General features: G+C 26.9%; 29 protein-coding genes. 17 read left to right on the top strand and 12 right to left on the bottom strand.

What is annotated here, in order from left to right:
* Positions 1-27: 27 nt before the first annotated feature.
* Genes ATH_RS00730 through ATH_RS00720 form a run of 3 tightly spaced genes read left to right on the top strand, consistent with a single transcriptional unit; the run spans position 28 to position 3,238 of the window.
* Entirely contained in the window at positions 28-1,530 is a 1,503-nt protein-coding gene (locus ATH_RS00730) for a peptide-binding protein (RefSeq protein WP_207501247.1), read from the top strand.
* A 10-nt stretch (positions 1,531-1,540) separates the two neighbouring features.
* Positions 1,541-2,200, top strand: a complete 660-nt coding sequence (locus ATH_RS00725) for an HAD family hydrolase (RefSeq protein ID WP_228140829.1) — start codon at positions 1,541-1,543, stop codon at positions 2,198-2,200.
* A 3-nt stretch (positions 2,201-2,203) separates the two neighbouring features.
* Complete coding sequence (locus tag ATH_RS00720) at positions 2,204-3,238, top strand: AbrB family transcriptional regulator (protein ID WP_066182386.1); 1,035 nt, start codon at positions 2,204-2,206, stop codon at positions 3,236-3,238.
* On the opposite strand, the gene ATH_RS00715 is transcribed toward ATH_RS00720, so the two are convergent.
* From ATH_RS00715 to ATH_RS00680, 8 genes are all read right to left on the bottom strand, one after another.
* Positions 3,235-3,819, bottom strand: coding sequence for an ABC-type transport auxiliary lipoprotein family protein (locus ATH_RS00715; protein ID WP_066182383.1), 585 nt, complete (start codon positions 3,817-3,819; stop codon positions 3,235-3,237). The genes ATH_RS00720 and ATH_RS00715 overlap by 4 nt on opposite strands.
* Position 3,820: 1 nt before the next feature.
* On the bottom strand, positions 3,821-4,681 hold the full coding sequence (locus tag ATH_RS00710; protein WP_066182380.1) for an MlaD family protein: 861 nt from the start codon (positions 4,679-4,681) through the stop codon (positions 3,821-3,823).
* Complete coding sequence (locus tag ATH_RS00705; protein WP_066182377.1) at positions 4,674-5,417, bottom strand: ABC transporter ATP-binding protein; 744 nt, start codon at positions 5,415-5,417, stop codon at positions 4,674-4,676. The genes ATH_RS00710 and ATH_RS00705 overlap by 8 nt, the downstream gene beginning before the upstream one ends.
* A 1-nt stretch (position 5,418) precedes the next feature.
* Positions 5,419-6,528, bottom strand: a complete 1,110-nt coding sequence (locus ATH_RS00700) for an MlaE family ABC transporter permease (RefSeq protein WP_066182374.1) — start codon at positions 6,526-6,528, stop codon at positions 5,419-5,421.
* An 80-nt stretch (positions 6,529-6,608) separates the two neighbouring features.
* Positions 6,609-7,073, bottom strand: a complete 465-nt coding sequence (locus ATH_RS00695; RefSeq protein WP_066182371.1) for a hypothetical protein — start codon at positions 7,071-7,073, stop codon at positions 6,609-6,611.
* Between the two features lie 53 nt (positions 7,074-7,126).
* The gene (locus ATH_RS00690; RefSeq protein ID WP_066182368.1) at positions 7,127-7,507 is read right to left on the bottom strand and encodes a hypothetical protein; all 381 of its coding nucleotides are present in this window, start codon (positions 7,505-7,507) and stop codon (positions 7,127-7,129) included.
* Between the two features lies 1 nt (position 7,508).
* Positions 7,509-7,919 carry a hypothetical protein gene (locus tag ATH_RS00685; RefSeq protein ID WP_066182365.1) on the bottom strand — a complete coding sequence of 137 codons (411 nt, stop codon included), beginning with the start codon at positions 7,917-7,919 and terminating at the stop codon, positions 7,509-7,511.
* A gap of 18 nt (positions 7,920-7,937) precedes the next feature.
* Complete coding sequence (locus ATH_RS00680; RefSeq protein ID WP_066185293.1) at positions 7,938-8,948, bottom strand: AAA family ATPase; 1,011 nt, start codon at positions 8,946-8,948, stop codon at positions 7,938-7,940.
* Between the two features lie 135 nt (positions 8,949-9,083).
* Here ATH_RS00680 and luxS point away from each other — a divergent pair, with 135 nt between their 5' ends.
* Both luxS and ATH_RS00670 read left to right on the top strand, forming a co-directional pair.
* Entirely contained in the window at positions 9,084-9,599 is a 516-nt protein-coding gene (gene luxS, locus ATH_RS00675) for an S-ribosylhomocysteine lyase (protein WP_066183252.1), read from the top strand.
* Between the two features lie 38 nt (positions 9,600-9,637).
* Positions 9,638-10,384, top strand: a complete 747-nt coding sequence (locus ATH_RS00670; protein ID WP_066182359.1) for a tRNA (5-methylaminomethyl-2-thiouridine)(34)-methyltransferase MnmD — start codon at positions 9,638-9,640, stop codon at positions 10,382-10,384.
* On the opposite strand, the gene ATH_RS00665 is transcribed toward ATH_RS00670, so the two are convergent.
* Entirely contained in the window at positions 10,381-10,875 is a 495-nt protein-coding gene (locus ATH_RS00665; RefSeq protein WP_066182356.1) for a hypothetical protein, read from the bottom strand. The genes ATH_RS00670 and ATH_RS00665 overlap by 4 nt on opposite strands.
* 120 nt (positions 10,876-10,995) lie before the next feature.
* Between ATH_RS00665 and ATH_RS00660 the strand changes: the two genes are divergently transcribed.
* Entirely contained in the window at positions 10,996-11,406 is a 411-nt protein-coding gene (locus ATH_RS00660) for a DoxX family protein (protein ID WP_066182354.1), read from the top strand.
* 31 nt (positions 11,407-11,437) lie between these two features.
* Here the strand turns inward: ATH_RS00660 and metH are convergent, their stop codons facing one another.
* Together metH and ATH_RS00650 are read right to left on the bottom strand one after the other, a co-directional pair.
* Positions 11,438-14,911: a methionine synthase gene (metH, locus tag ATH_RS00655; protein WP_066182351.1), complete on the bottom strand. Its 3,474-nt coding sequence runs from the start codon at positions 14,909-14,911 to the stop codon at positions 11,438-11,440.
* Positions 14,912-14,938: 27 nt separating this feature from the next.
* Entirely contained in the window at positions 14,939-15,490 is a 552-nt protein-coding gene (locus ATH_RS00650; RefSeq protein WP_066182349.1) for a hypothetical protein, read from the bottom strand.
* Between the two features lie 117 nt (positions 15,491-15,607).
* Between ATH_RS00650 and ATH_RS00645 the strand changes: the two genes are divergently transcribed.
* The 10 genes from ATH_RS00645 to ATH_RS00600 all read left to right on the top strand — a co-directional run bounded on the left by ATH_RS00645 (position 15,608) and on the right by ATH_RS00600 (position 22,238).
* Positions 15,608-16,528, top strand: a complete 921-nt coding sequence (locus tag ATH_RS00645) for a branched-chain amino acid transaminase (protein WP_066182347.1) — start codon at positions 15,608-15,610, stop codon at positions 16,526-16,528.
* 39 nt (positions 16,529-16,567) lie between these two features.
* Complete coding sequence (locus tag ATH_RS00640; RefSeq protein ID WP_066182340.1) at positions 16,568-17,647, top strand: SPFH domain-containing protein; 1,080 nt, start codon at positions 16,568-16,570, stop codon at positions 17,645-17,647.
* A 14-nt stretch (positions 17,648-17,661) separates the two neighbouring features.
* Entirely contained in the window at positions 17,662-17,922 is a 261-nt protein-coding gene (locus ATH_RS00635) for a hypothetical protein (RefSeq protein WP_066182337.1), read from the top strand.
* Positions 17,922-18,596, top strand: coding sequence for a bifunctional phosphoribosyl-AMP cyclohydrolase/phosphoribosyl-ATP diphosphatase HisIE (gene hisIE / locus ATH_RS00630; RefSeq protein WP_066182334.1), 675 nt, complete (start codon positions 17,922-17,924; stop codon positions 18,594-18,596). The genes ATH_RS00635 and hisIE overlap by 1 nt, the downstream gene beginning before the upstream one ends.
* A 90-nt stretch (positions 18,597-18,686) precedes the next feature.
* Positions 18,687-18,944, top strand: coding sequence for a hypothetical protein (locus tag ATH_RS00625; protein WP_066170498.1), 258 nt, complete (start codon positions 18,687-18,689; stop codon positions 18,942-18,944).
* A 24-nt stretch (positions 18,945-18,968) separates the two neighbouring features.
* Positions 18,969-19,313 carry a MerR family transcriptional regulator gene (locus ATH_RS00620; RefSeq protein ID WP_066182332.1) on the top strand — a complete coding sequence of 115 codons (345 nt, stop codon included), beginning with the start codon at positions 18,969-18,971 and terminating at the stop codon, positions 19,311-19,313.
* 176 nt (positions 19,314-19,489) lie between these two features.
* On the top strand, positions 19,490-19,984 hold the full coding sequence (gene ectA, locus ATH_RS00615) for a diaminobutyrate acetyltransferase (protein WP_066182329.1): 495 nt from the start codon (positions 19,490-19,492) through the stop codon (positions 19,982-19,984).
* Positions 19,971-21,251: a diaminobutyrate--2-oxoglutarate transaminase gene (ectB, locus tag ATH_RS00610; protein WP_066182326.1), complete on the top strand. Its 1,281-nt coding sequence runs from the start codon at positions 19,971-19,973 to the stop codon at positions 21,249-21,251. The genes ectA and ectB overlap by 14 nt, the downstream gene beginning before the upstream one ends.
* Complete coding sequence (locus ATH_RS00605; RefSeq protein WP_066182323.1) at positions 21,251-21,643, top strand: ectoine synthase; 393 nt, start codon at positions 21,251-21,253, stop codon at positions 21,641-21,643. The genes ectB and ATH_RS00605 overlap by 1 nt, the downstream gene beginning before the upstream one ends.
* Positions 21,644-21,680: 37 nt before the next feature.
* Complete coding sequence (locus ATH_RS00600; protein ID WP_066182321.1) at positions 21,681-22,238, top strand: hypothetical protein; 558 nt, start codon at positions 21,681-21,683, stop codon at positions 22,236-22,238.
* A 41-nt stretch (positions 22,239-22,279) separates the two neighbouring features.
* Here the strand turns inward: ATH_RS00600 and ATH_RS00595 are convergent, their stop codons facing one another.
* Entirely contained in the window at positions 22,280-23,446 is a 1,167-nt protein-coding gene (locus ATH_RS00595) for an Mrp/NBP35 family ATP-binding protein (protein WP_066182319.1), read from the bottom strand.
* A 127-nt stretch (positions 23,447-23,573) separates the two neighbouring features.
* Between ATH_RS00595 and ATH_RS00590 the strand changes: the two genes are divergently transcribed.
* Complete coding sequence (locus ATH_RS00590) at positions 23,574-24,395, top strand: HDOD domain-containing protein (RefSeq protein WP_066182317.1); 822 nt, start codon at positions 23,574-23,576, stop codon at positions 24,393-24,395.
* Positions 24,396-24,414: the final 19 nt, after the last annotated feature.

Genomic DNA, 24,414 nt, shown 5'->3' with positions numbered 1-24,414 from the left:
TTTTACTAAATAACTATACAATTCTTTATGAAAATTTTCTTTATAAAACTATTATTTTTAATATCATTAAGTGCTTCAACTTTGACTTTATCTATTAGTTCAAGTCCTAGTAGAATAAACCCTATTTTATCTCATGATAGTGCTAGTTCAGAGATTTCAAATTGGCTTTTTAATGGTCTTTTTAAATATGATAAAGATGGAAATATTACAACTGAATTAGCAAAAGAGTATCATTTTGAAACATCTACAAAATTAATAATAAAACTAAAAGAAGATATTTTATGGCATGATAAAGTTAAGCTAACTTCAAAAGATTTAGTTTTTACCTATGAAAAGATAATTGATCCAAAAGTTTTTAACTCAATAAAATCATATTTTAAAGAAGTTAAAAGTGTAAAAGCTCTTGATGATTTTACTATTGAGATAATATATAATAAACCATATTTTAAAGCTTTAGAGATTTGGATGTTTGGACTTTTACCTTATCATTTGTTAAAAGATGAAGAAGATTTAATGACAAGTTCTTTTAATAAAAACCCAATAGGAACTGGTTCATATATGTTAAAAGAGTTCAAAACATCAAGTGATATTGAACTTATTGCAAATGATGACTTTTTTGAAGGTCGTCCAAAAATAGATAGAATTTTATATAAGTTTTTACCAGATTCTAATACCTCTTTTTTGTATTTAAAACAAAATAAACTTGATATTGCTGGATTAACTCCAATGCAAGTTTCAAGACAAATTGATAATAAATTTAAAGAAGATTTTACTATTTTAAAAACTCCTAGTTTTAGTTTTTCATATCTTGGCTTTAATCTTGAAAATCCAAAATTCAAAGATATAAAAGTACGACAAGCTTTATCTTATGCAATTAATCGTCAAGAGTTAGTTGATATACTATTTTTTGGATATGCTAAAGTTTGTAATGGTCCATTTATGCCAAACACTTTTGCTTATAATAGTGAAGTAAAAGATACAAAACAAGATTTAGAAAAAGCAAAAAAACTTTTAAATGATGCTGGTTATAACGAAGAAAATCCTCTAATATTTGAAGTAGTTACAAATACAGGAAATGATATTAGAATAAATACAGCTCAAATAATTCAACATCAGCTTTCAAAAATTGGTGTACAGGTAAAAATTAGAGTTATGGAGTGGCAAGCTTTTTTAAATACTGTTGTTCATCCAAGGAATTTTGAAACAGTAATTTTGGGTTGGTCTTTGGCTTTAATGCCAGATGCTTATCCACTTTGGCATAGTAATAGTGCAAAACTTGGTAGTTTTAATATAGTAAGTTATAAAAATAAAAGAGTTAATGAACTCATAGAAAAAGGGATGATAACTATTGATAAAAAAGAGTTAGCTACTATTTATAAAGAGATTTTTAAACAAATAAGTGATGATTTACCTTATTTGTTTTTATATATTCCAGATGGAATAAGTGCAATAAATAAAAAGATAAAAAATATAGACCCAGCATTTATTGGAGTTATGCACAATCAAAAAGATTGGGAAATAGAAGAATAAAAGGATGAAAATGAAAAAAGAGATGGTTATATTATTTGATTTAGATGGTACACTGTTGGATTCAACAGATGCAATTACAGATACATTTTTACATAGTTTTAAAGAGAATAGCTTTGACTTTAAAGGAAGTGTTGAAGATATAAAAAAAGAGATTGGATATCCACTTGATATTATGTTTGAAACTCTAGGAGTAGATAAAAAAAATGTTTGGGATTTTGTTGATAGTTATAAAAGACAATATAGAAAAGTATCTCTAGCTCAAACAACAATTTTAGAAAATGCTTACGATGCAGTTGTTGAGGCTTCAAAATTTGCAAGACTGGGAGTTGTTACAACTAAAACTGGTTCTTATTCTGTTCCACTTCTTGAAAATCTAAATATTATGCAATATTTTGAGATTTTAACAGGAAGAGAAAATGTTGAAAATCCAAAACCTCATCCAGAACCTATTTTAATCACTTTAGAAAAAATGAATTGTGATATACAAAACTATGATGTTTGGATGATTGGAGATACAAAACTTGATTTAATTGCAGCAAATGAAGCTAAAGTAAACTCTATTGGTGTTTTATGTGGTTACTCAAATGAAGAAGAGCTAAGAAAATATACAAATATTGTAAAAAAGAACTCTTTTGAAGCAGTTAAATATCTAAAATCTATTACAAAATAGTTTATGTTAAATAACTTTGCAAAAATGCTTTTAGCACTTATTATTGGACTTTTTGGTTCAATAATTTTTATCTACCTTCATTTGCCACTTCCTTGGCTTTTGGGGAGTATTTTTGCAACAAGTTTAGCTATAAGATTTGATTTTCTACCTATAAAAAGTCCAAAACTATTTTCAGCTCCAGCAAGAATTTTAATAGGTCTTGCTATTGGAAGTGCTTTTACTCCTGAAATTTTACAATATATTCCACAATATAGTTTTAGCTTATTACTTGTAATACCTTTTACTATTTTAGTAATATTTTTTGGGACATATTATTATTACAAATTCTTAAAATATGATTTAAAAACCTCTTATTTAGGTTCAATGCCAGGTGGAGTTATTGAGATGGTAATAATTGGGGAAGAGCTAAAAGCAAATACCGCAAAGATAACTTTGATGCAAAGTTCAAGACTGTTTTTTGTAGTTATATCTTTGCCTTTTATTATTCAATATATTTTTCAAATAGATATAAGAGGTAACCAGCTTTTAACAACTCCTTTAAAAAATATTGATTTGTTTGAATTTATATTACTTTACTTCTTAGCTACTCTTTCAGCTTTTATAGCAAAAAGACTCAAACTCACAGCTGCATTTCTCATAGGTCCTATGATTTTAGCAATAGTTTTATACTCTAGTGGAAGTTTTTCTGTGGCTATTCCAGATGAATTTTTAAAATTTATTCAAGTTGTTTTTGGAGTAATTATTGGCTTCACTTTTAAAGATGTTCCACTTAAAACAATTTACAAAACAATAATTGCAACTTTTGGACACTTTATTCTTTTAGCTATTTTATGTGCTATTTTTATAGCAATTATATTTTATTTTTTAGATTTTAAAGCTTTAGATATTATGCTTAGTTTTTCTCCAGGTGGACAAACAGAGATAAACTTAATCGCTCTTTTAGTTGGTGCAAATCTTCCTTATATAACTTTACATCATATTGTAAGGCTTATTATTGTTATGAATATTGCACCAATTATTGCTAAAAAATTAAACTAAAGTTTTATATCTTCAATCAAACTATTTATAATCTCTTCAAAACCACTATTTACAGATTTTACAAAACCATAAGCTGTGTTTTCTTCACATAATATCTTTTTATCAAAACTATATGATTTTATAGTTTTATTATTTTCAATAAAATAAAAATTTGCTTTCAAAATAGCATATGATTTATCATCTTCAAAAACTTGATAAAGCTTTATAATCTCACTTCTTAATAGATATTTATACTCTATTCTTTTATCTTTTGAAATAACATCTTTAAAGATATTACTACTATTAAAAGAGTCTAAAAGTTGATTATAAATCATATTAGAAGGTAAACTTATCCATCTGTTCTTTGAATATTCTTCAAATAAATATACTTTATTTGAATACAAAATAGAAGTTTGATTAAAACTCTTATTTACATTTGGTTCTTCAATAAATATAGAATTAACTTTTTTTGATGTTTCTACTTCATTTGTTGGAAAAGTTATTGCATATCTATTTTGCTCTATTAAATCTTGTTTAAAACTACATCCTGCAAATAAAACTGCAAAAACTAAAAACCATAAACTTTTTATATATAATTTCATTTTACTCTCCTGGTCCATTTTTTATAAGACTCTTTTTAAACAATATATCACTTGGACTATTTTCTAATTTTTGTATTAAACTACTTAAACTATTTAGAAGATTATCTAGCTCATTGAAGCTATTTTCACTCATATTTTTCAAATCAAAACTTCCTTTTTGAAGTTCAACTCTTAATTCTTGTACAAAATCATCATACTCTTGTGCTGTTTTTCCCATAGAAACAAAAGATTTTTCTCCTTGACTTGAAAACTTTTGAATACTTGTTAAAACTTCATCAAATTTTCCATCATTTTTTACCAAATATGCCATAAAAGTATCTAGCTTTTCTGTAAGATTATTACTATTTTCTAGAATTTTAGAGAAATTATTTATATTTTTCTCATTTAAAATAGTTTTTGTAAGATGTGCGAACTCTTTTGCAAAATCTCTTGCAAACTCTTCCATAGTTTTTAGTGTTGATTTATGACTTCTTATAACTCCATTATTTGCTACTGTTTTTGAAGCACTACTTCCACCTTTTAACTCAATATATTTTAGTCCTGTTATTCCTAAGCTTCCCAAAATAGCAAAGCTATCTTCTTTTATTGGAGTATCTTTTAAAATAAGAAGTCTTACTGTTATGGCTTCATCTTCATTTTCATCAATATTTATATTATCTACATAACCTATTTCATAACCCAAAAATTTAACAGCTGAGCCAACATTTAGTCCTGATATTGTTTCATTGAAATTTACATAATATGTATCATATTTTTTACTATCCATTCCAAATTTACCAAGCCAAAAAGCAAATAGTAAAAATAGAACAAAAAATGAGATTACAAATATCCCAATCTTATAAAAATTTGTATTGCTATTCATCTTTATTTCCTTTATTCTTTAAAAAATCTTTTATAAATTCATTATCACTACTTTGAGCCTCTTCTATTGTTCCATCAAAAATCTTTTTTCCATTTATTATTATAAATCTATCTAGCATATTTTTTATTGTATCTAAGTCGTGAGTTATTATAATTATTGTCATCTTAAGCTCATCTCTTAGAAAGAGTAATAATTTATTTACCTCTTCTGTACTAGCTGGATCAAGTCCACTTGTTGGCTCATCAAGAAATAAAATCTTTGGGCTAAAAGCTAAAGACCTTGCAAGAGCAACTTTCTTTCTCATTCCACCACTAATCTGACTTGGATATAAAAAAGCACTCTCTTTTTTTAGACCTGCTATTTTAAGATTTGTATATGCTATGTTTTCAATTACATAATCAGGCAAAGAAGTGTACTCTTTAAGCATTACAGAGATATTTTCAATAACATTTAGAAAAGAGAACAAAGCTCCAAACTGGAATAGATATGAAAACTCCAATTTTAATTTTTCTAAATCTTTTTGTTTTATCTTTGTAATATCTTTTGAAAGAATTTCTACACTACCTTTTTGAATTTGATTTAACATAACAAGCTGTTTCAAAAGTACAGTTTTTCCAGAACCACTACTTCCTAAAATACCAAAAATCTCTCCTTGTTTTATATCAAAAGAGATATTATCGTGAACAAGTTTTTTACCAAATCTTGTAGAAATATTTCTTACTTCAACTACATTCATTTTATATTCCTATCTTTGTAAAAATTACAGAGAACACAGCATCTAGTAAAATAACCATAAAAATAGCATTTACCACACTCATAGTTGTATATTTTCCAATACTTGTTGTATTGTTTTGGACTTGAAAACCTCTAAAACAAGCAATAAGTGCAATAAATATACCAAATACAAATGCTTTAAATACTCCTAAAAATAGATGTTTTACTGGAACTTCATTTTGCAATCTATTTATAAATTCTAAATATGTAATATCAAGTGAAGTAAAAGCTACAAGCATTCCACCCATAATTCCCACAATATCACTTAAAAAAACCAATAAAGGAAGAGAAATAGCAAGTGCTAAAACTCTAGGAAGAGTCAAATAAAGTGCTGGTTCAAATCCCATAGTTTTCATAGCATCTATTTCATCTGTTATTTTCATAGCTCCTATTTCTGCTGTGTAGCTACTTGCACTTCTTCCAGCAATTACAATAGCTGTAATAAGTGGGGCAATCTCCCTAAACATAGAGATACTTATCATCTCAACTACAAAAATATTTGCTCCAAACTTTTCAAGCTGTACAGCTCCTTGATAAGCAATAACAACTCCAACTAAAAAAGATGTAACAACTACAATAATAAGTGCTTTATAAGCTGAATTCTCTATTTGTTCTAAAACTGTTTTTACTCTTATTTTTTTTGGTTTAAATAGTGATTGATAGATATGAAAAAACAACTCTCCAACAAAAACAATAAAAAGATTAAAAGTTTTATATATTTTATAGCTTTTTTCTCCAACTTTATAAATGAAGTTCTCTTTTTGTTTCTCTTGTTCTTTTTGTTCAAAGTTGTTCCAATAAAACAAAAATATATTTCTATATTTATCTGCATCTTCAAAATCTAATTGATGTTCTTGTAGAAGTTTTAATTTTGAAACCAAAAATATAGCTGATGAACTATCAAGCTCTTTTAAATCTTTAAAAGAGATAGTAAGATTTTTATTTCTGTGAAAAACAATATCTTTAAATGAGTTTACAATCTTTGAAAGATTCTTTATATTCCACTCATCTTGAAGCTTTAAAATATAGTTATTTTCATTTTTCTCAAGGATGAAATATTTACTCTTTTTCATAATACCTTTCTCTTTTTTTAATAAACTAAAAAGAAGTTTACCAAAATTTTATAAAAAGTATCTTTCTAGAAAGATTTATTTTAATTTATTAAATCCAACTCTTCGCTAATATCTTTGATTAATTTTGAAAGTGGGCGTTTATGTAAATCTTCTAAAATATAAATTCCAAATAAATCTTGTTTTATCTCTTCTTGTGTTTTTTGTGTTAAATCTGATAACTCTTTTATTCTACTATCTGGATATTCTCTTCTTTTTTGAATCATTTCCAAAACTTTATATTTATGGTAATCATATCTATTATTTAAATTTAAACTCTCAATATATTTATCATATTTGTTTGAATAATTTTCTACTAATTTTACATAGAAATCCTCTTCTTTTTCTATTTGAAGATTTGAATTTGAAATAAATGATTTAAACTTTACTCTTTCATCAAAATCAAAATCTTTATTTGTTGGAGAGAACTCAAATAGTATTTTTGAATCTTTAACTTTACTATTACATATATAACAGCTAGGGACTAGATTGTATAAACTCAATCCCAAAAATGGATAATCTGCTTTTTCTAAAACATGATCTAAAGTAAAAGCATTTTTTGTTACATTATTTTTTTGAAAGTATTTATAAAATCAATATTGCAGTAATAACAAGTGTGAACTTCTACATTTTCTTGAAAGAATTTTGATATTTTAGGTTGTAGTTTTGAGATTAAAGGTAAAGAGTTATTTATTTTAGATTTATCATAATTAAAAAACCTTTTAATTTTATTATCATTTTTTTTACCAAGCTTATTTTTAATCTCTATAAGTTTTTCAAAATTTCCACAAAGAATCTCTTTTAATTCATAAATTAATAACTTTTTATAATGCTTATTATAATACTCTTCTAAAGTTAAACCATTAAATTTATCAGCTTTACTTTTTGCAATTTCTTTATAATAGTTATCTTCTGAATTTGATGAATAATTTATTTTTAACATCTTATTTTCTCAATTGCTCAATTTGAGCCTCTAGTCTTTTTATCTCTTCCTCTTTTGCTTTATCATTTCCTAAAACTATCTTTTCTATTTCTATTAAATGATTTTTAATCACTTGTTTTAAATAGTCATCTCCGATAATTGATTGAATTTGCCAAAATTGGCTTTTATGCTCTTTTTCATAAATTTCTTTTTCTTCATCTCTTTGATTTTTGTTTTCTTCTTTAGTTAGTTCTTTTTTCAAAAGTTCTTCATGATATTTTATAATTGATTGAATCTTCTCTTTCGCAAACTCACCCATAAGCCCCTTTTTCATAAAAAATCCATGAGAAAGTAAAGTATGAATATTTGCTCCGAAAGTCTGTTTTCCATCTTCAAAAGGATAAACTTGTTTTCCTTTTTCTAAAAAAATCACATTTTCTTTTGGTAGGTCTTAAAGAATGAATGGGGAATGAGAAGTTATAATAAAATGAAGTTTTTTACCAAAATTAGAAAATATATTTATCAATTCTTTAACATACTTTTTTTGCCAATATGGATGAATACCTAAGTCTGGTTCATCTAACAATATTAAACAATTTGTATTTCTTTCTTTTAATTTTTCATATACTAGAATCATGTCAATAAATTGTTTTCTTTCTCCATTACTTAAATGGAAAATATTTCTCTCTAATTCATCATATAACATCACACTTATTACTTCATCTTTAAGTAGTTCAAAAAAAATGTCTTTATTGTTATTTAAGTAATTATTTATAAAATCTTTTATTTCATAACCATTTCCTTTAATAGAACCTTCGTTCCTATGATTATCTTTTAGTTTTTTAAAAAATATTTTTTTATCTTCTGAGAATTCTTTTATATTTTCATCTTTAAAACTCAATATAACCCTAGTTGGAGTGAAATTAAATTTTAAATTAATTTTTTCTTTGAAAATTTGAAAAATTTTTTTATAGATGTTTTGCTGTAATTTACCTAAATTTAGTATTTCAAAATTTTTACCTTGTAAACAATCTTTAATATAAAGATTTGAATTAGATGTTCCAATATCACAAAAACTACGAAAGTCAATTACATTTGCAGTTTTTATTACATCAGAACTTAGGGATATGCGATTTATTAATTTACTTTTAATATATTTTACTTTACATTCAATTTCTTTTCTAGATGAAATATAAAATTGATTTTCATCTATGTACATTATAATATGATTAGAAGTTTGACTTAAAACATCTTCTATTATACTACTTTTTCCACTCCCATTCTCCCCAACAATAGCAGTAATATTTATATTATCAGGAAAAATACTGATATAATCTTTATTTTCATTTATTGTTAATTCATTTTTCTCTTCATCATATTCACATCTAAACCTAGGCGAAAAACTAAACCCCTGCTTATGTATATTTTTATACTTTTCAACCCACAAATAAACTAATTCCATAGAAAACTCTCTTTTAGATAATTTTTGATTAATCTTAGTCAAAAAGTTCTAAATTGTGATTTAATAGCACTTTACATTTCTTTGGCTATAATTTTTCAAAATTTTAAAAAAATATATAAGAAAAAAGGATATAAAATGCCACTATTAGATAGTTTTAGAGTTGATCACACAATTATGCCTTCACCTGCTGTGAGAGTTGCAAAAACTATGCAAACTCCAAAAGGAGATATTATCACTGTTTTTGATTTAAGATTTTATAAACCAAATGAAAAAATGATGAGTGAAAAAGGAACTCACACTTTAGAGCATCTATTTGCTGGATTTATTAGAAATCATTTAAACTCTTCATCTGTTGAGATAATTGATGTTTCTCCAATGGGTTGTAGAACTGGATTTTATATGAGTTTAATTGGAGAACCAAAAGAACAAACAGTTGCTCTAGCTTGGGAAAATGCTATGAAAGATGTTTTAAATGTAAAAACTCAAGATGATATTCCAGAGTTAAATATTTTTCAATGTGGAACTTGTGAAATGCACTCACTTGATGAAGCAAAAGAGATTGCAAATGATATTTTAAATACAAAAATTGGCATTATGTCAAATGAAAAGTTATTTTTAAGTGATGAAAAGTTAGCAAGTTTAGGAAACTAAAATGATAAATATCTCAATTTTCCAAATGGATTATCTATTTGGAAAATAGTCAAAATATTTTAGTATCTACAGAAGATGGCTCAAATACTCTATATTCAAAAAAATATAATCAACACTTTCACAATACGAAAGATGGTGCTATAAACGAAGCTTTACATAAGCATATTTTTCCAGCTTTTTTATATCATCAAAATAAAAAAGAACTAAATATTTTAGATATCTGTTTTGGTTTGGGTTACAATAGTTTTGCAACTATTTTTTATATCTTAGAAAATAATCTTGATATAAAAATAAATATCTACTCTCCAGAGCTTGATTTTGATTTAATAAAATCTTTACAAAACTTCTCATATCCAAAAGAGTTTGAAAAATTTAGAAATATTATAAATGAACTATCACTTAATCAAAAATATGAAGATGAAAAAATAAAGATAGAGCTTTTTATAGGTGATGCAAGAGAAGTTTTAAAAACTTTTCCAAACAACTTTTTTGATATAGTTTATCAAGATGCTTTTTCAAGTGAAGTAAATTATGAACTTTGGACAAAAGAGTATTTTGAAGATATTTATAAAATATCTAAAAAAGATTGTATTATCACAACTTATGCCATTGCAACTCCTATTAGATTATCAATGTATGAAGCTGGTTTTAAAATATATCAAGATAGAGCTTTAAATAAAAAAATATCTCTAGGATTTAAAAAAGAACAAAATAGTATGGGAAAAGTTGTAAATATGGAGTGGAAACAAGTTGTAAATAAAGAGCTAAAAGCCCTTTATGATTAAAGAGTTGAAACTCTATCCAAAATATATTTTTGTAAATCCCTTTTTGGTACTTCTTCTTTTAAAGCTTGTTGAAAAATAGAGTTTATCTTTGAAGAGTACTCTTTATATGAAAAATATGGAAAATGTAAACTCCATGCTTTTTGAATACTTTGCTTTGTCATACTTGTTTTTAGAAAATCTATAAAATAATTAAAACCCATAAAAATTAAAGCTGTTATTATCATAGCTCCTAAAATAGAAATATGTGGGTCAATATTTGCTAAAGGTTTATGAGTAAGCAAAGATAATGGCACTAAAAAAGATAAAACTAAAGCTATATAAACAAAATAAGCTCTTGTAAGTTTTAATCTAAAACCTAATCTTGTACTATCTGCTTCAAGTCCATTGCTATGCTGTATTGAAGCAACTAATAAGTCTTTTAAAAGTACTGGCTGTTTAGACTTTGAATAAACAAAATCTAAAATCATAGTCAAAATGCTTTTTTCTCTCATATCTTTTCCTAAAAATTAATTTTGTATTTTATCTTACTTTATTAAAATTAGAGTTAAAAACTCCTAATCTGTTGATAATAATTTTCAAGGTACAATCACAAAAAAATATAAAGGAATAGAATGAAATGTATTGAAAGTAAATTATCAGGTTTAAGTTCTGATCTTGGAAAACTAATTTTAAGATTAACTATTGGTGGTCTTATGCTATTTCACGGTTGGGCAAAGATAATTGGTGGAATTGATGGTATTAAATTTCTAACTACAAAAGCTGGTTTTCCAGAATTCTTTGCTTATGGTGTTTATTTAGGTGAAGTTTTATTTCCACTTATGATTGTTTTAGGAATTTTTGTAAGAACTTCTGCTCTGTTTCTTGCTCTTACTATGGTTGCTGCTATATTTTTAGCTCATAGCCATGAAATTTTTGCTTTAAGTAAATCAGGTGGTCCTGTGATTGAACTAGCTTTAATCTACCTTTTAGGTTCTATTGCAATTATGTTTATTGGTTCAGGAAAATATAGCTTAAAGGCATAATATAAAAGAAGTGAATTTATCTCACTTCTTTTTATACATTATAATAATTTGCTTCTTTGTTGTGGACAACAATTGCACAAGTTGTTTGTTCTGGATGCATTTGAAAAGTCTCACTTATTTCAATTCCAAACTCTTCTGGATTTAATAAATCAAAAATATCTCTACTTTGACTAAGTTCTGGACAAGCTGCATAACCTGGAGAATATCTACATCCTACATATTGTTTCATCTGAACATCACTTATTTTATGACCTTCATTTGGAACTATATTCCAATCAAGTCTTATTTGTTTGTGTAAAACCTCAGCTAAAGCTTCTGCTAATTCAACTCCAACACCATGAATTTGATAATATTTTGTAAACTCACCTTTATCATAAAATTCTCTTTCATAATCACTTATTTTAAGTCCTGCACTTGCAAGTGTAAATCCTATAACATCTAATCTATCATTTGCAAAAAAGTCAGCAATACATCTAAAAGGTTTTCTTCTTTGCCTTGGAAACTCCATCACTTTTATAGCTTCACTTAAAGCTGGAACATTTTTTGCCTCTTCAAGATTGTTATAACTATATTTTTTATCAAAAATATATAGTTTATTATCTTTTGCAATACAAGGGAAATAGCTATGAATAGCTATTGGATCAAATACTTTTTTACTAATTAACTCTTCTTTTATAGCTTCATAAGTTGGTTCTACAACTTCTCTTTCATATTTCATAAATACTTCAGGAGTCTGTTTTCCTCTTTTATATCCCCATCTTTGCCTAAATAATACTCTATGATTTATCCAAGAAAAAATAAGCTCTTTATCAAGTTCATCACCTGTTTTTGCAACTCTGTGCCAATATGGTGGAACAATAAATGTTCTTTCTGGCATAGAAATCTCCTCATATGGAGGAATTTCTACTACTTCTTTCTCTACTTTATCACTTGTATCAATTCTTTCAATTAAATCAGAAGCCATTTTTGTATCAAGTTCTCCACCTTTTTCTACTCTTTGCATAGCTATAACACCATCAAAGGCATCTCTACAATAAAATATTGGTCCATCATAAATTGTTCTACAATAATCATCTACAAAGCTTTTTGTAAGAGCAGCTCCACCAAGCATAACAGGAATTTTAAGTCCAAGTTTTTGCATCTCTTCAAGATTTTCTTTCATAACAGCTGTACTTTTTACAAGTAATCCACTCATTCCAATTGCATCTGCATTATGCTCTTTTGCAGCTTCTATAAATTTTGATAAATCAGCTTTAATTCCTATGTTTATAATCTTAAATCCATTATTACTTAAAATAATATCAACTAAGTTTTTACCAACATCATGAACATCTCCTTTAACTGTACCAATCACCATAGTTGTTTCACTTGCTTTTTCTTGTTTTGGCAAATATGGATTTAAAGCATCAACAGTTGTTTTCATAGTTTCTGCACTTTGAAGAACAAATGGAAGTTGCATCTGTCCACTTCCAAATAGCTCTCCTATTACTTTCATTCCATCAATCAACCACTCATTTACAATAATTTCAGGAGCCATCAAATCTTTTAGTTCAAGAACTAAAGGTATCATTCTTTCTTTGTCTCCATCTAAAAGTAATTTCTTTACTTTTTCTTCTGGACTTAAATTTTGATACTCTTCATCACTTTGCTCTGCTTTATCTTCAACATTTGAAAAATGCTCAATAAATTTAAATAGTGGATCACCATCTTTTTGATTATTAAATATTAAATCATCACAAGCTTTTTTATCTTCATCGCTTATTTTATTTAGAGGAATAATATGTTTTACATTTACAATAGCACTTGTAAGTCCTGCTTTTACACAATGATCAAGATAGATAGAGTTTAGATAAATTCTTGCATTTTGAGCAAGTCCAAAAGATATATTTGATAATCCAAGTGTTGTTCCAGCTTCTGGATGTCTTATTTGAAACTCTCTTATTGCTTCCATTGTTTCTATTCCAGCTGTTCTGTACTCTTCATCTCCACTACCAATAGTAAATGTAAGCATATCAAATACTAAATCAGCAGGATCAAAACCATGTCTATTTACACATAAATCAAAAATTCTCTCTGCAACTTCAAGTTTTCTCTCTTTTGATTTTGCCATTCCAATTTCATCAATAACCAAACATACAAGAGCTGCACCAAATTTCTTTGCTAGTTTACAAACCTCATCAAACTTCTCTTCACCATCTTCAAGATTTACTGAGTTTATAATACATCTTCCACCAATTTGTTTTAAAGCAGATTCTAGAGCTTTTATTTGAGTTGAATCAGGCATCAGTGGAAGTGAAATTTTTTGAGAATATAAAGCAACAACTTTATCCATATCTTCTCTTTCATCACGCCCAGCAAATCCAACACTCACATCAATAACATGAGCTCCAGCTCGTACTTGTTGCTGTGCAACACTTAAGGTTCCTTCATAATCGTTTGCCTTTAAAAGTTCTCTAAAAGCTTTACTTCCTGTTGCATTACTTCTTTCACCAATTAAAAGTGGTGCTGGTTCTTGTTTTAATGGAACAATATTAAATAAAGATGCCAATGATGCTTTTAAAAATCCATTAGGAGATTTTGGAACAATATCATTTACAGCTTCACTTAATTGCTTTATATGCTCAGGTGTTGTTCCACAACATCCACCTAAAAATGCAACTCCATTTATCTCTAAAAAACTTTTTTGTAAACTTGTAAACTCTTCAGGTCCCATTGGATAAAAACTTTTTCCACCTCTATTTTGTGGAAGCCCTGCATTTGCATGAACTGAAATAGGAAATCTTGAAACTTCACTAAGTGCTTTTATATGCTTCTCAACTTGAACAGGTCCTGTTCCACAGTTAAATCCTAAAGATAAAATATTAAAAGGTTTTAAGATAGCAGCTATTGCTTGTGCATCTGTTCCTATTAGCATTGTTCCATTTAATTCAATAGTTACTGAAACCATAATAGGAATTTGTGGTGCAACATCATTTAATGCATGTAAAGCTGCTTTTATTTGAAGTGGATCTTGACAAGTTTCAAGTAAAAAAACATCTGTTCCACCATCAGCTAAACCTTGAGCCATTATTTTATAACCATCATACATATAATCATAAGTAATATGTCCAAGTGATGGAAGTTTTGTACCTGGTCCAACAGAAGCTAATACAAATTTTGGACTCTCTTTTGTATCATATTTTGAAATAGCTTTTTTTGCTTGAATAGCTGCTAATTTTGATAATTCATAAGACATATGACCAATTTCATACTCATCTAAAACCCAAGGCATACTTCCAAAAGTGTTTGTAGATATAAAATTTGCACCTGCTTTTGCATAATTTTCATAAATCTCTTCCAAAATATGTGGAGCTGTTAGATTTAGTAGTTCATTACAGCCTTCTAAATCATTGCCTTCAAATTGCCAATATTCATTTTTTATCTCTCTTGCTTGAAGCTGTGTTCCCATTGCTCCATCAATAATTAAGACTTGTTTTTTTATTAACTCTTCAATTTTTTTTAACATCTTTTCTCTTTTTATCTATCTTAAAATCTACTTTCTACAATCTGTTCTTGCATTGTCTATTAAAACTATATATATTTTATCTTCATATTTTGTGATATAAAAAATCATTTGTGAAAGAGTAACAACTTCATAAGAGTTATTTATAATATGTTTTATGAACTTTTGTTCTTCTTTTTTATTTACTTCATAGTTTTTTAGATATTTAATATCTTTTCTTAGTACAAAAACTCCCTCTTCATTCCAGCCATAATTTAAATCTAAATCATAACTACAATTAAATTGTACCTCTTTACTTTGTATATCAAAAGGTTTTACAAATCTATCAATCTCATCTAAGAAATCACTTTTTTCTATAATAAGACTTTTTTCTTTATTATATCTTACTTGATAAAATCCAAAATCTTTATTTAGATATCTCTTATTTAAGTTCTCTAAATCATTCTCTTTCATAAGTTTAATAATATGATTAATTTCATTTTTCATATCATCATTTGGACTTTTCCAAAAAGAACCATCAAATTTTAATGAACAAGCTGAAAAGAAAAGTACAAAAAGAATAAAAATACAATTTTTTATCATCATTTTCCCATATGTTTTTTAAAAATTAATATTACATTGTTTCTTCTTAGAACTTAGTTTAATTTGCTTTTAGCTAAGATTATAGACTTAAAAAATTCAAATCTTTAGGAAAAGAAAATGAACGAAGCTAAATATATATGGATGGATGGAGAATTTACTCCTTGGCATGAAGCAAAAGTACATGTACTATCTCATACTTTACATTATGGAAATGGAGCTATTGAAGGAACAAAAGCTTATAAAACTGTTGATGGAAGATGTGCAATATTTAAATTAAACGAGCACACACAAAGGCTTTTAAACTCTTCAAAAATGACTTTAATGGATGTTCCATTTTCTCTTGAAGAATTAAACAAAGCACAAGTAGAATTATTACAAAAAAATGAACTTACAAACGGTGCATATATAAGACCACTTGTTTATTTAGGTTATGGTGTGATGGGTCTTTATCATAAAGATGCTCCTGTAAAAGTATCAATTTCTGCTTGGGAATGGGGAGCATATCTTGGAGAGGAAGGTTTAAAAAAAGGTGTAAGAGTTAAAATTTCTTCATTTACAAGAACTCCAAATACTTCAGGAATGGGAAAAGCAAAATCTGTTGCAAACTATATGAATTCTCAAATGGCAAAGTTTGAAGCTGTTGAAGCTGGATATGATGAAGCTTTATTAAGAGATGACCAAGGATATATCGCTGAAGCAAGTGGTGCTTGTTTTTTCATTGTTAAAAATGGAAAGTTAATCTCTCCACCAAATGATAACTCTTTAGAATCAATTACTCAAGCAACTGCTATTGATTTAGCACTTGATATGGGAATTGAAGTTATTAGAAGAAGAATAACTAGAGAAGAGATCTATGTAGCAGATGAAGCATTTTTCACAGGAACAGCTGCTGAAATTACTCCGATTAGAGAAGTTGATGCAAGAGTTATTGGGTCTGGAAGTAGAGGTCCTATTACAGAAAAGATTCAAAATGCATATTTTGATGCTGTATGTGGTAAAAACCCAAAATACATAAAGTATTTAACATATATTAACTAATTTTTATTAGTATAATTAAAAAATTTATTAAGGAAAGATATGCCAATAGATAACGACTATTTTAAAAACCGACAGCAAGGGAATAATAACAATAAAAATTCAAATGGAGGAAACTTTCAACCACCATTTGAAACTCCTGAGTTTTTTAAGAATTTAGGAAAAAAAGCAGGATTACTATATCTTGTAATTATCATAATTGGTGCTTTATTCTTATTTAAACCATTTGTTATTATTGAATCTGGACAAGTTGGTATTAAAGCAACAACTGGTAAATACGATAAAGAGCCTTTAAATCCAGGTTTCCATTTCTATATTCCAGTTATTCAAAAAGTAATTGTAGTTGATACAAAAGTAAGATTACTTACATATATGAGTACACAAAACATAGGTTCTTTTGATCAAAGTATTAAAAATAATCCAGCAATAAATGTTCTAGATTCAAGAGGATTACCAATTTCTATTGAATTAACTGTTCAGTATAATATTATTGCAAATGGTGTACCTGAAACAATAGCAACTTGGGGACCTTCTTGGGAAGATAAGATTGTAAATCAAGTTGTTGGAGAAGTTTCAAGAAGTGTTCTTGGTGGATATAATGCAGAAGTTTTACCAATGAAAAGAAATGATGTAGCTGAAAGTCTTGATAGACTAATCAAAGAAAAAGTAACAGAAAGATCAAAAAATGCAGTTATTGTTGAGTCTGTTCAATTAAAAGAGATTGTTTTACCAGAAAAGATTAAAGAGCAAATTGAGAAAGTTCAAATTGCAAATCAAGAATCTGAAAGAGTAAGATATGAAGTTTTAAGAGCAAAACAAGAAGCTGAAAAAAGAGCAGCACTTGCAAGTGGAGAAGCTGAAGCAAAAAGAATTGAAGCTCAAGGTAAAGCTGATGCTGTAACTATTGAAGCTCAAGCTCAAGCTAAAGCAAATAAATTAATTTCTCAAAGCTTAACTCCTCATTTACTTCAAATGCAACAAATTGAAGTTCAAGGAAGATTTAACGATGCTCTAAGAGAAAATAAAGATGCAAAAATATTCTTAACTCCTGGTGGTTCTACACCAAATATTTGGGTAGATACAAAAGATAAAAATAGAGATACTGTTTTAAATAATAAATAATAAAAGAGGAATAAATGAAAAGAGTGCTTATATGTTTTTTAACACTAGCCTCTTTTTCTCTTTGTACAGAAAATACAATTATTGATCTAACTCCTCATATTGACTACTCTGATGCTCAAAGATATGAAAAAGACTTTCCATCAAAACCAGTAAAAAAAAGAGAAGAAAAGAAAAGTGCTTTTGATTTAAGTGTTGATGTTGATGTAAATAAAGAAGAACAAACTATTGATAAGTTTAAATTTGATGTACAAACAGAATTTAAAGGTATAAACTAATGGAAATTTTAGAAAGAATCGACTGGGAAAAGATGAATAATTTAATCCCTGTTATAACTCAAGACAATAAATCAAATGAAGTTTTAATGCTTGCATACACAAACAAAGATGCTTTAAAATTAAGTTTGGAAACTGGTTTTGCACACTATTTTAGTAGAAGTAAACAAAGAATTTGGAAAAAAGGTGAAAGCTCAAATCATACTCAAGAGATTGTAGATATTTTTTTAGATTGTGATAATGATACTTTATTATTTAAAGTTAATCAAAAAGGTGTTGCTTGTCATACAGGAAGAGAATCTTGCTTTTTCCAAAATATTAAAACAGATAAAGTTATTTCTGAAATAAAAGTTGATACAAATTATGGAGTTATTGATTCTCTTTACCATACTATCCAAAATAGGAAAAATGAAGATAGCACTAAGTCTTATACAGCAAAGCTTTTAAAGGGAGACACTAACTCTATGCTTAAGAAAATAGTTGAAGAATCTGGAGAGTTTTGTTTTGCGATAAAAGATAAAAATGAAAATGAATCAATCTACGAAGCTGCCGATATTGTTTACCATGTTTTAGTAGCACTTGCTAGTTTAAATATAGATCCTGACAGAGTAAAACAAGAGCTAAAAAGAAGATTTAATATTTCAGGAATAGAAGAGAAAAATTCTAGAAAAGTTTAAAAAAAGATTAAAACTTCTTATACAACTAAGTTGCATTTAATAATTGCTCGTTATAATGCACAAAATCAAAACTAGTATAAGGAGTTATTAATGACGAATAGTTGTCAGCACTGCTCTAAAAAAATACCAATCTCAAAGGTTTTTTGCTCACCTATTTGCAAAGAGAATTTCTTTCAAAAAATTGCAATATCGGTTCCAAAGCCATTTGTAAAGAAATTATATTTTTTCTGTACAGAAGAAGAGAAAGATTATGAGATTAAAACTTTTGCCAAAAGACATAATTGGCATGAAGAGCTTGTACTTGAAAAAGTTGAAGAACTATTTCAAGAATATTATAAGTGTGGTTAATTTCCACACTTCTACTTAACAAATATGGCACTTTTAGATAATCAAAAAAATATTTTACCACTTAGCTCAATAGCAGAACTTTTAGATAGCAAAACAAGAACTTTAAAAATGTATGAAGAAAAAATGCTATTACCACTTGATGAAGATAGAAAAGTAAAAAGATTATACTCTATTGATGATATAAAAATGATAGCTTTTGTTCACTATTTAGCCTCAATAAAAAGAATAAACTCAAATGGAATTTTATATATTTTATCTATGATAGAAGATAATATGGATGAAAAACATAAACTTGCATTTTTAAAACGAATTGATGAAAAGTTTGAAACTCTTTCAAGTAAAGATTCTGAAACTCCTCAACATTTCTAAAAAAACACAATACATTTAACTCTCTTTTACATAATTACTATATCTTAAAAATAGATAATAATAAAATTATATAAGCTCATTTTTATTTATTAATGTTATAAGCAATCACACTTCTTGTAAAAATATTATATATATTATGTAATATTTTTACATATTTTATGTGAAAAAGGAACATCATGAGTGTAAATATAACTTTAAAAAAACCAGACAAAAGTAACTCCAAGGAGATATTTAAAATTATAAAAGAGTCAAGAACTTTGGATTTGAACTCTGAATATCTATATTTACTTTTATCTACTCACTTTCAAGACTCTTGTAGTCTTGCTTTTATTAAAGATGAATTAGCATCACTTGTTTTAGCTTACTATCTTCCAAATGAATCTAAAACTCTATTTATTTGGCAAATAGCAACAAAAAAAGAATTTAGAGGGAATAATCTAACTCTAAAACTATTAGAAGATATTGTTTCTAGAAAAGAAATAAATAAACTAATCACAACTGTAAGTCCAAACAATATTGCTTCAAGCAAGATATTTGAGAAATTTGCAAAAAATAATAATTCTGAACTTACAAAATCTATACTCTTTTCAAAAGATGATTTTCTAAATTCACATGAAGATGAAGTTTTATTCACAATACATTTAAAAGGAGAAAAAAATGAGAATATTTGAAAAACTAGAATCCGAGGTAAGAGGTTATATAAGAAATTTCCCAACAGTTTTTGAAAAAGCAAAAGGTTCAATTCTAACAGATGAACAAGGAGTTGATTATATTGATTTTTTTGCAGGAGCAGGTACACTAAATTATGGACACAATAACCAACATGTTTCAGATGCTTTGCTAAAATATATACAAAATGATGGAATTATTCATGGTCTTGATATGGCAACAAAAGCAAAAAAAGAGTTCTTGCAATCTTTTGAATCAACTATATTAAAAACGAGAAATTTAGAATATAAAGTTCAATTTACAGGACCAACAGGAACAAATGCTGTTGAAACTGCTTTAAAACTTGCAAGATTAGTAAAAAAAAGAAGCAATGTAGTTGCTTTTACAAATGGTTACCACGGGCTTAGTCAGGGAAGTTTAGCAGTTACAGGAAATAATCAATATAGAGATGAGAGCTATATAAGTAGAATAAATGCAACTTTTATGCCATTTGATGGATATTTTGATGATTCTAATACTTTAAAATATTTTAGAAAATTCATTGAAGATAGTAGTAGTGGGGTTGATTTACCAGCAGCTGTTATAGTTGAGACTATTCAAGGAGAAGGTGGAATTAATGTAGCTTCAAAAAAGTGGCTTCAAGAGTTAGATTCTATTTGTAAAGAGTTTGATATTTTATTAATAATTGATGATATTCAAGTAGGAAATGGAAGAAGTGGAGAGTTCTTTTCTTTTGAATTTGCTGGAATAAAACCAGATATGATTACTCTTTCTAAATCAATTGGAGGTGGACTTCCTATGGCTCTTTTACTTTTTAGACCTGATTTAGATCAATGGAAACCAGGTGAACATACTGGAACATTTAGAGGAAATAACTTAGCTTTTGTTGCTTCTAAAGTTTTAATTGAGACTTACTGGAAAAACGACAATATCTCCAAAGCAGTAAAATATAAAGAGAAAATACTAAAAGATAGTTTAGAAAAAATTGCGAATAAATATAAAAACTCTTATGATATTGAAGTTAGAGGAAGAGGCTTAGTTTATGGTTTTGAGATAAAAAATGATAAATCAATGGCTAGTGATATCTCAAAATATGCTTTTGAAGAAAAACTTATTATTGAAACTTGTGGAAGTGAAAGTCAAGTTGTAAAATTTTTACCTCCACTTCTAATTGAAGAAGAACTTTTAAAAGAGGGCTTAGCTAGATTTGAAAAAGCTGTGGATAAATTGATAGTTTGTAGAGAAAATAATCTTAAAGGGGAGTTTTAATGATAGTTAGGAATATTAAAGATATTATTGGAACAGATAAAGAAGTTTTTGCAAAAGATGGACAATGGTCAAGCAGAAGAATGCTTTTAAAAAGTGATAATATGGGATTTTCTTTTCATGAAACAATAATTAAAGCAAATACTAAAACACATATTCACTATAAAAATCATCTTGAAGCTGTTTATTGTGTAGCTGGAAATGGGAAAATAGAAGATTTAAAAACAGGAAAAATTCACAAAATTTATGATGGAATTATGTATGCTTTAAATAAAAATGATGAACATAATTTATATGGTGGAAGTGAAGATATGAGACTTATTTGTGTATTTAATCCTCCCATTAAAGGAACTGAAAACCATGATGAAAACGGTGTTTATCCACTTGTTGATTAATAAATAGTACAATTTGGATTCATAAAAGGAGTTTTATATGCTTAGATTATTAATTATTTCATTATTTGCTTTATTGTTTATTTCTTGTACAACAAAATCAAATTTAATGCAAGATGAATTTACAGTTTCTAAAAAACAAAATACTTATGATACTTGTGCAAATTTCTCATTTATTAGTTTGAGTAATGATGAGGAATATGGAAAAATATTTACAGAATATATAAATCTTGATTCTTCTTGTAAATGGAATGGTCTTGCTAGAGGATATTTTGTAGCACTATTTATGGATACAATTAAAGCAAACTCTTATAAACTTATTGAACAAAAAGAGTTTAAAAATCTTGAAGTTCTTACTTATATTGTAGATGAAAAGTATTATGTAAATATTATCAATTCTTACTCTGTTTTTGAAGATAAACTAATGATAGATTATAATGGAATTTACTCTACATTTTTAATACAAAACTATGAAAAAGATTATGTAAATATCTATTTAGATAAAGATAGACTTAATAAAAAGTATTTTAATAGTTTAGTAAAATTTAATTTTTTTAAATCATATTTTTCAAAAGAGAGTTCAAATTTTGATAAATAATAAAAGAGAAACTATCTAGTATCTCTTTTATTTAAATTAATTTAATGGCAACCACATCCTGAACCACAACCACCTGATTGTTTTGCTTGATGTTCAGCTTTTATTTTTTGTCCTTCAGTTGAACAAGCACTTACTCCAGCTGGCATAATTGGTTGAATAGACTCATTTGAAATTTCACCTTGATTATCAAGCATTGAAATTATTTTATCAGCAGCCATCATATATCTTTTTGCACTTATTGATTCAGGTTCAAAATATACTATTGGTTTTCCACTATCTCCACCAAGTCTAATTGCTGGTTCTATTGGTAGATGAGCTAAAACTTGAGTATTGTACTCTTTTGCCAAATCATCACAAGTACCTCTTCCAAAGATATCTGATTCTGTATTACATGATGGACATATAAATCCACTCATATTTTCAACAATTCCAGCTACTGGAATATGAAGTTTTGTAAACATATCTAAAGATCTTCTACTGTCATCAAGAGCTACATGTTGTGGAGTTGTTACATTTATTCCAGCACTTACAGGTACACTTTGTGCTAAAGTCAATTGTGCATCTCCTGTTCCTGGTGGCATATCAATATATAATATATCTAACTCTTCCCACAAAATATCTGTTAATAGTTGTTGAATAGCTTTCATAACCATTGCACCTCTCCAAATAACAGCTTCGCCCTCTTTCATCAAAATACCCATAGACATAATATCCACACCATAAGCATTTAAAGGTTTTGCTCTATTTCCTACAACTTCAACTTCTACTCCATTTACTCCCATCATTCTAGGAATATTTGGTCCATAAATATCAGCATCTAGAATACCTACTTTTTTACCTTGCATTGCACTTGCAATTGCTAAGTTTACAGTTGTTGTTGATTTACCAACTCCACCTTTTCCTGAACTAACCATCACAATATGCTTAATTTGTGGAGTCATATTTTTTCCACTTACACTATTGCTTTTTTGTGCTTCAACTTTTGGTTTATTAAAAGTCAAAGTTACATTTAAATCTGATAATACTTTTGGAATCTCTCTTCTTAATTCATCTTCAACCTCTTTTGCTGTTGAAGTAATATCTAATAAAATATTACAGGCATTTGCTTCAAGTTTGATATCTTTTACAAATCCAAAATCAATAATTGATTTTGAGAAGCCTGGATATTTAACACTTTTTAAAGCTTCTTTTATATTTTCTATACTCATTTTAAATCCTTTTAAAATTGTAATTGCAATTATAGTTCAAATAGGATAATCTTTGTCTTAAATCAAACTACACAAGCTATAAGTTACTATTTCATATAATTTTGTTCAATTTAAAGGATAGTATAAAATGATTAAAGATTTCAATAATTTTATTGATAAAAGTAAAAAATTGCCAAGAAATATTGTAGATTTAGATAATTTCAGAAAATCATCATATAAAGAACCAAAAAAACTACTAAATATTATAAATGATGATTTAGCTTTAAAAGAAGAACTTTTAAAAATTGTAAAGTTTGATTTTATTGATTTTAAAGAGAATAAAAGAAATATTGTAAATCTTATAAAAATAACAAACTTGGAGTTTATTACATCTTTATGTACAGCAATTCAAATTTCAAGTATATTTCCTAAAAACCTTTTTGCTTATGCTATTACAAAAGATGAGTTTCTATATTCAAATGTTTTTTCTATCTATTTTGCAAACTATTGGTTAAGTAAAATTGATAAAAAGTTAAGAAGTAAAGTTTTACTTCCAGCTTTTTTGAAAAATATCTCAAAACCAATAATATCTTTGACTATTAGCAAGAATAGATCGATAGAACAATTTCTCGAAGAAGCTATTAATACAAATATTGAAAATGCTGAAGAGAAATTTATAGGATTTAAAAGTTCTATTCTCTCTTCTAATATTTTAAAATCTTTTGAATTAAGTCATAATCTTATTTTACCTATTTCTTACTCAAATAATTTAGAAGAAGCTCCTTCATTATTCTTAACTCCTTCAACTGTTTTATATGCAATTGATAATATTTCTAATCCTAAAAAACTTTTAAATGAAGAAGATATTTTAAAAAGTGTAGAAGTATTAAAAAGTATCAATTTTGAAACTGAACAGTTTTTAGAAGCTATAAATGAGATAAAAAGTAGCATAAGTAGATATATTAACTAATTTATAAGTAACATTTCGA

The sequence above is a fragment of the Aliarcobacter thereius LMG 24486 genome, assembly GCF_004214815.1.
Taxonomy (GTDB): Bacteria; Campylobacterota; Campylobacteria; order Campylobacterales; family Arcobacteraceae; genus Aliarcobacter; species Aliarcobacter thereius.
Note: the sequence above shows the minus strand (reverse complement) of the source record. Positions and strands in the feature narration are given on the sequence as shown.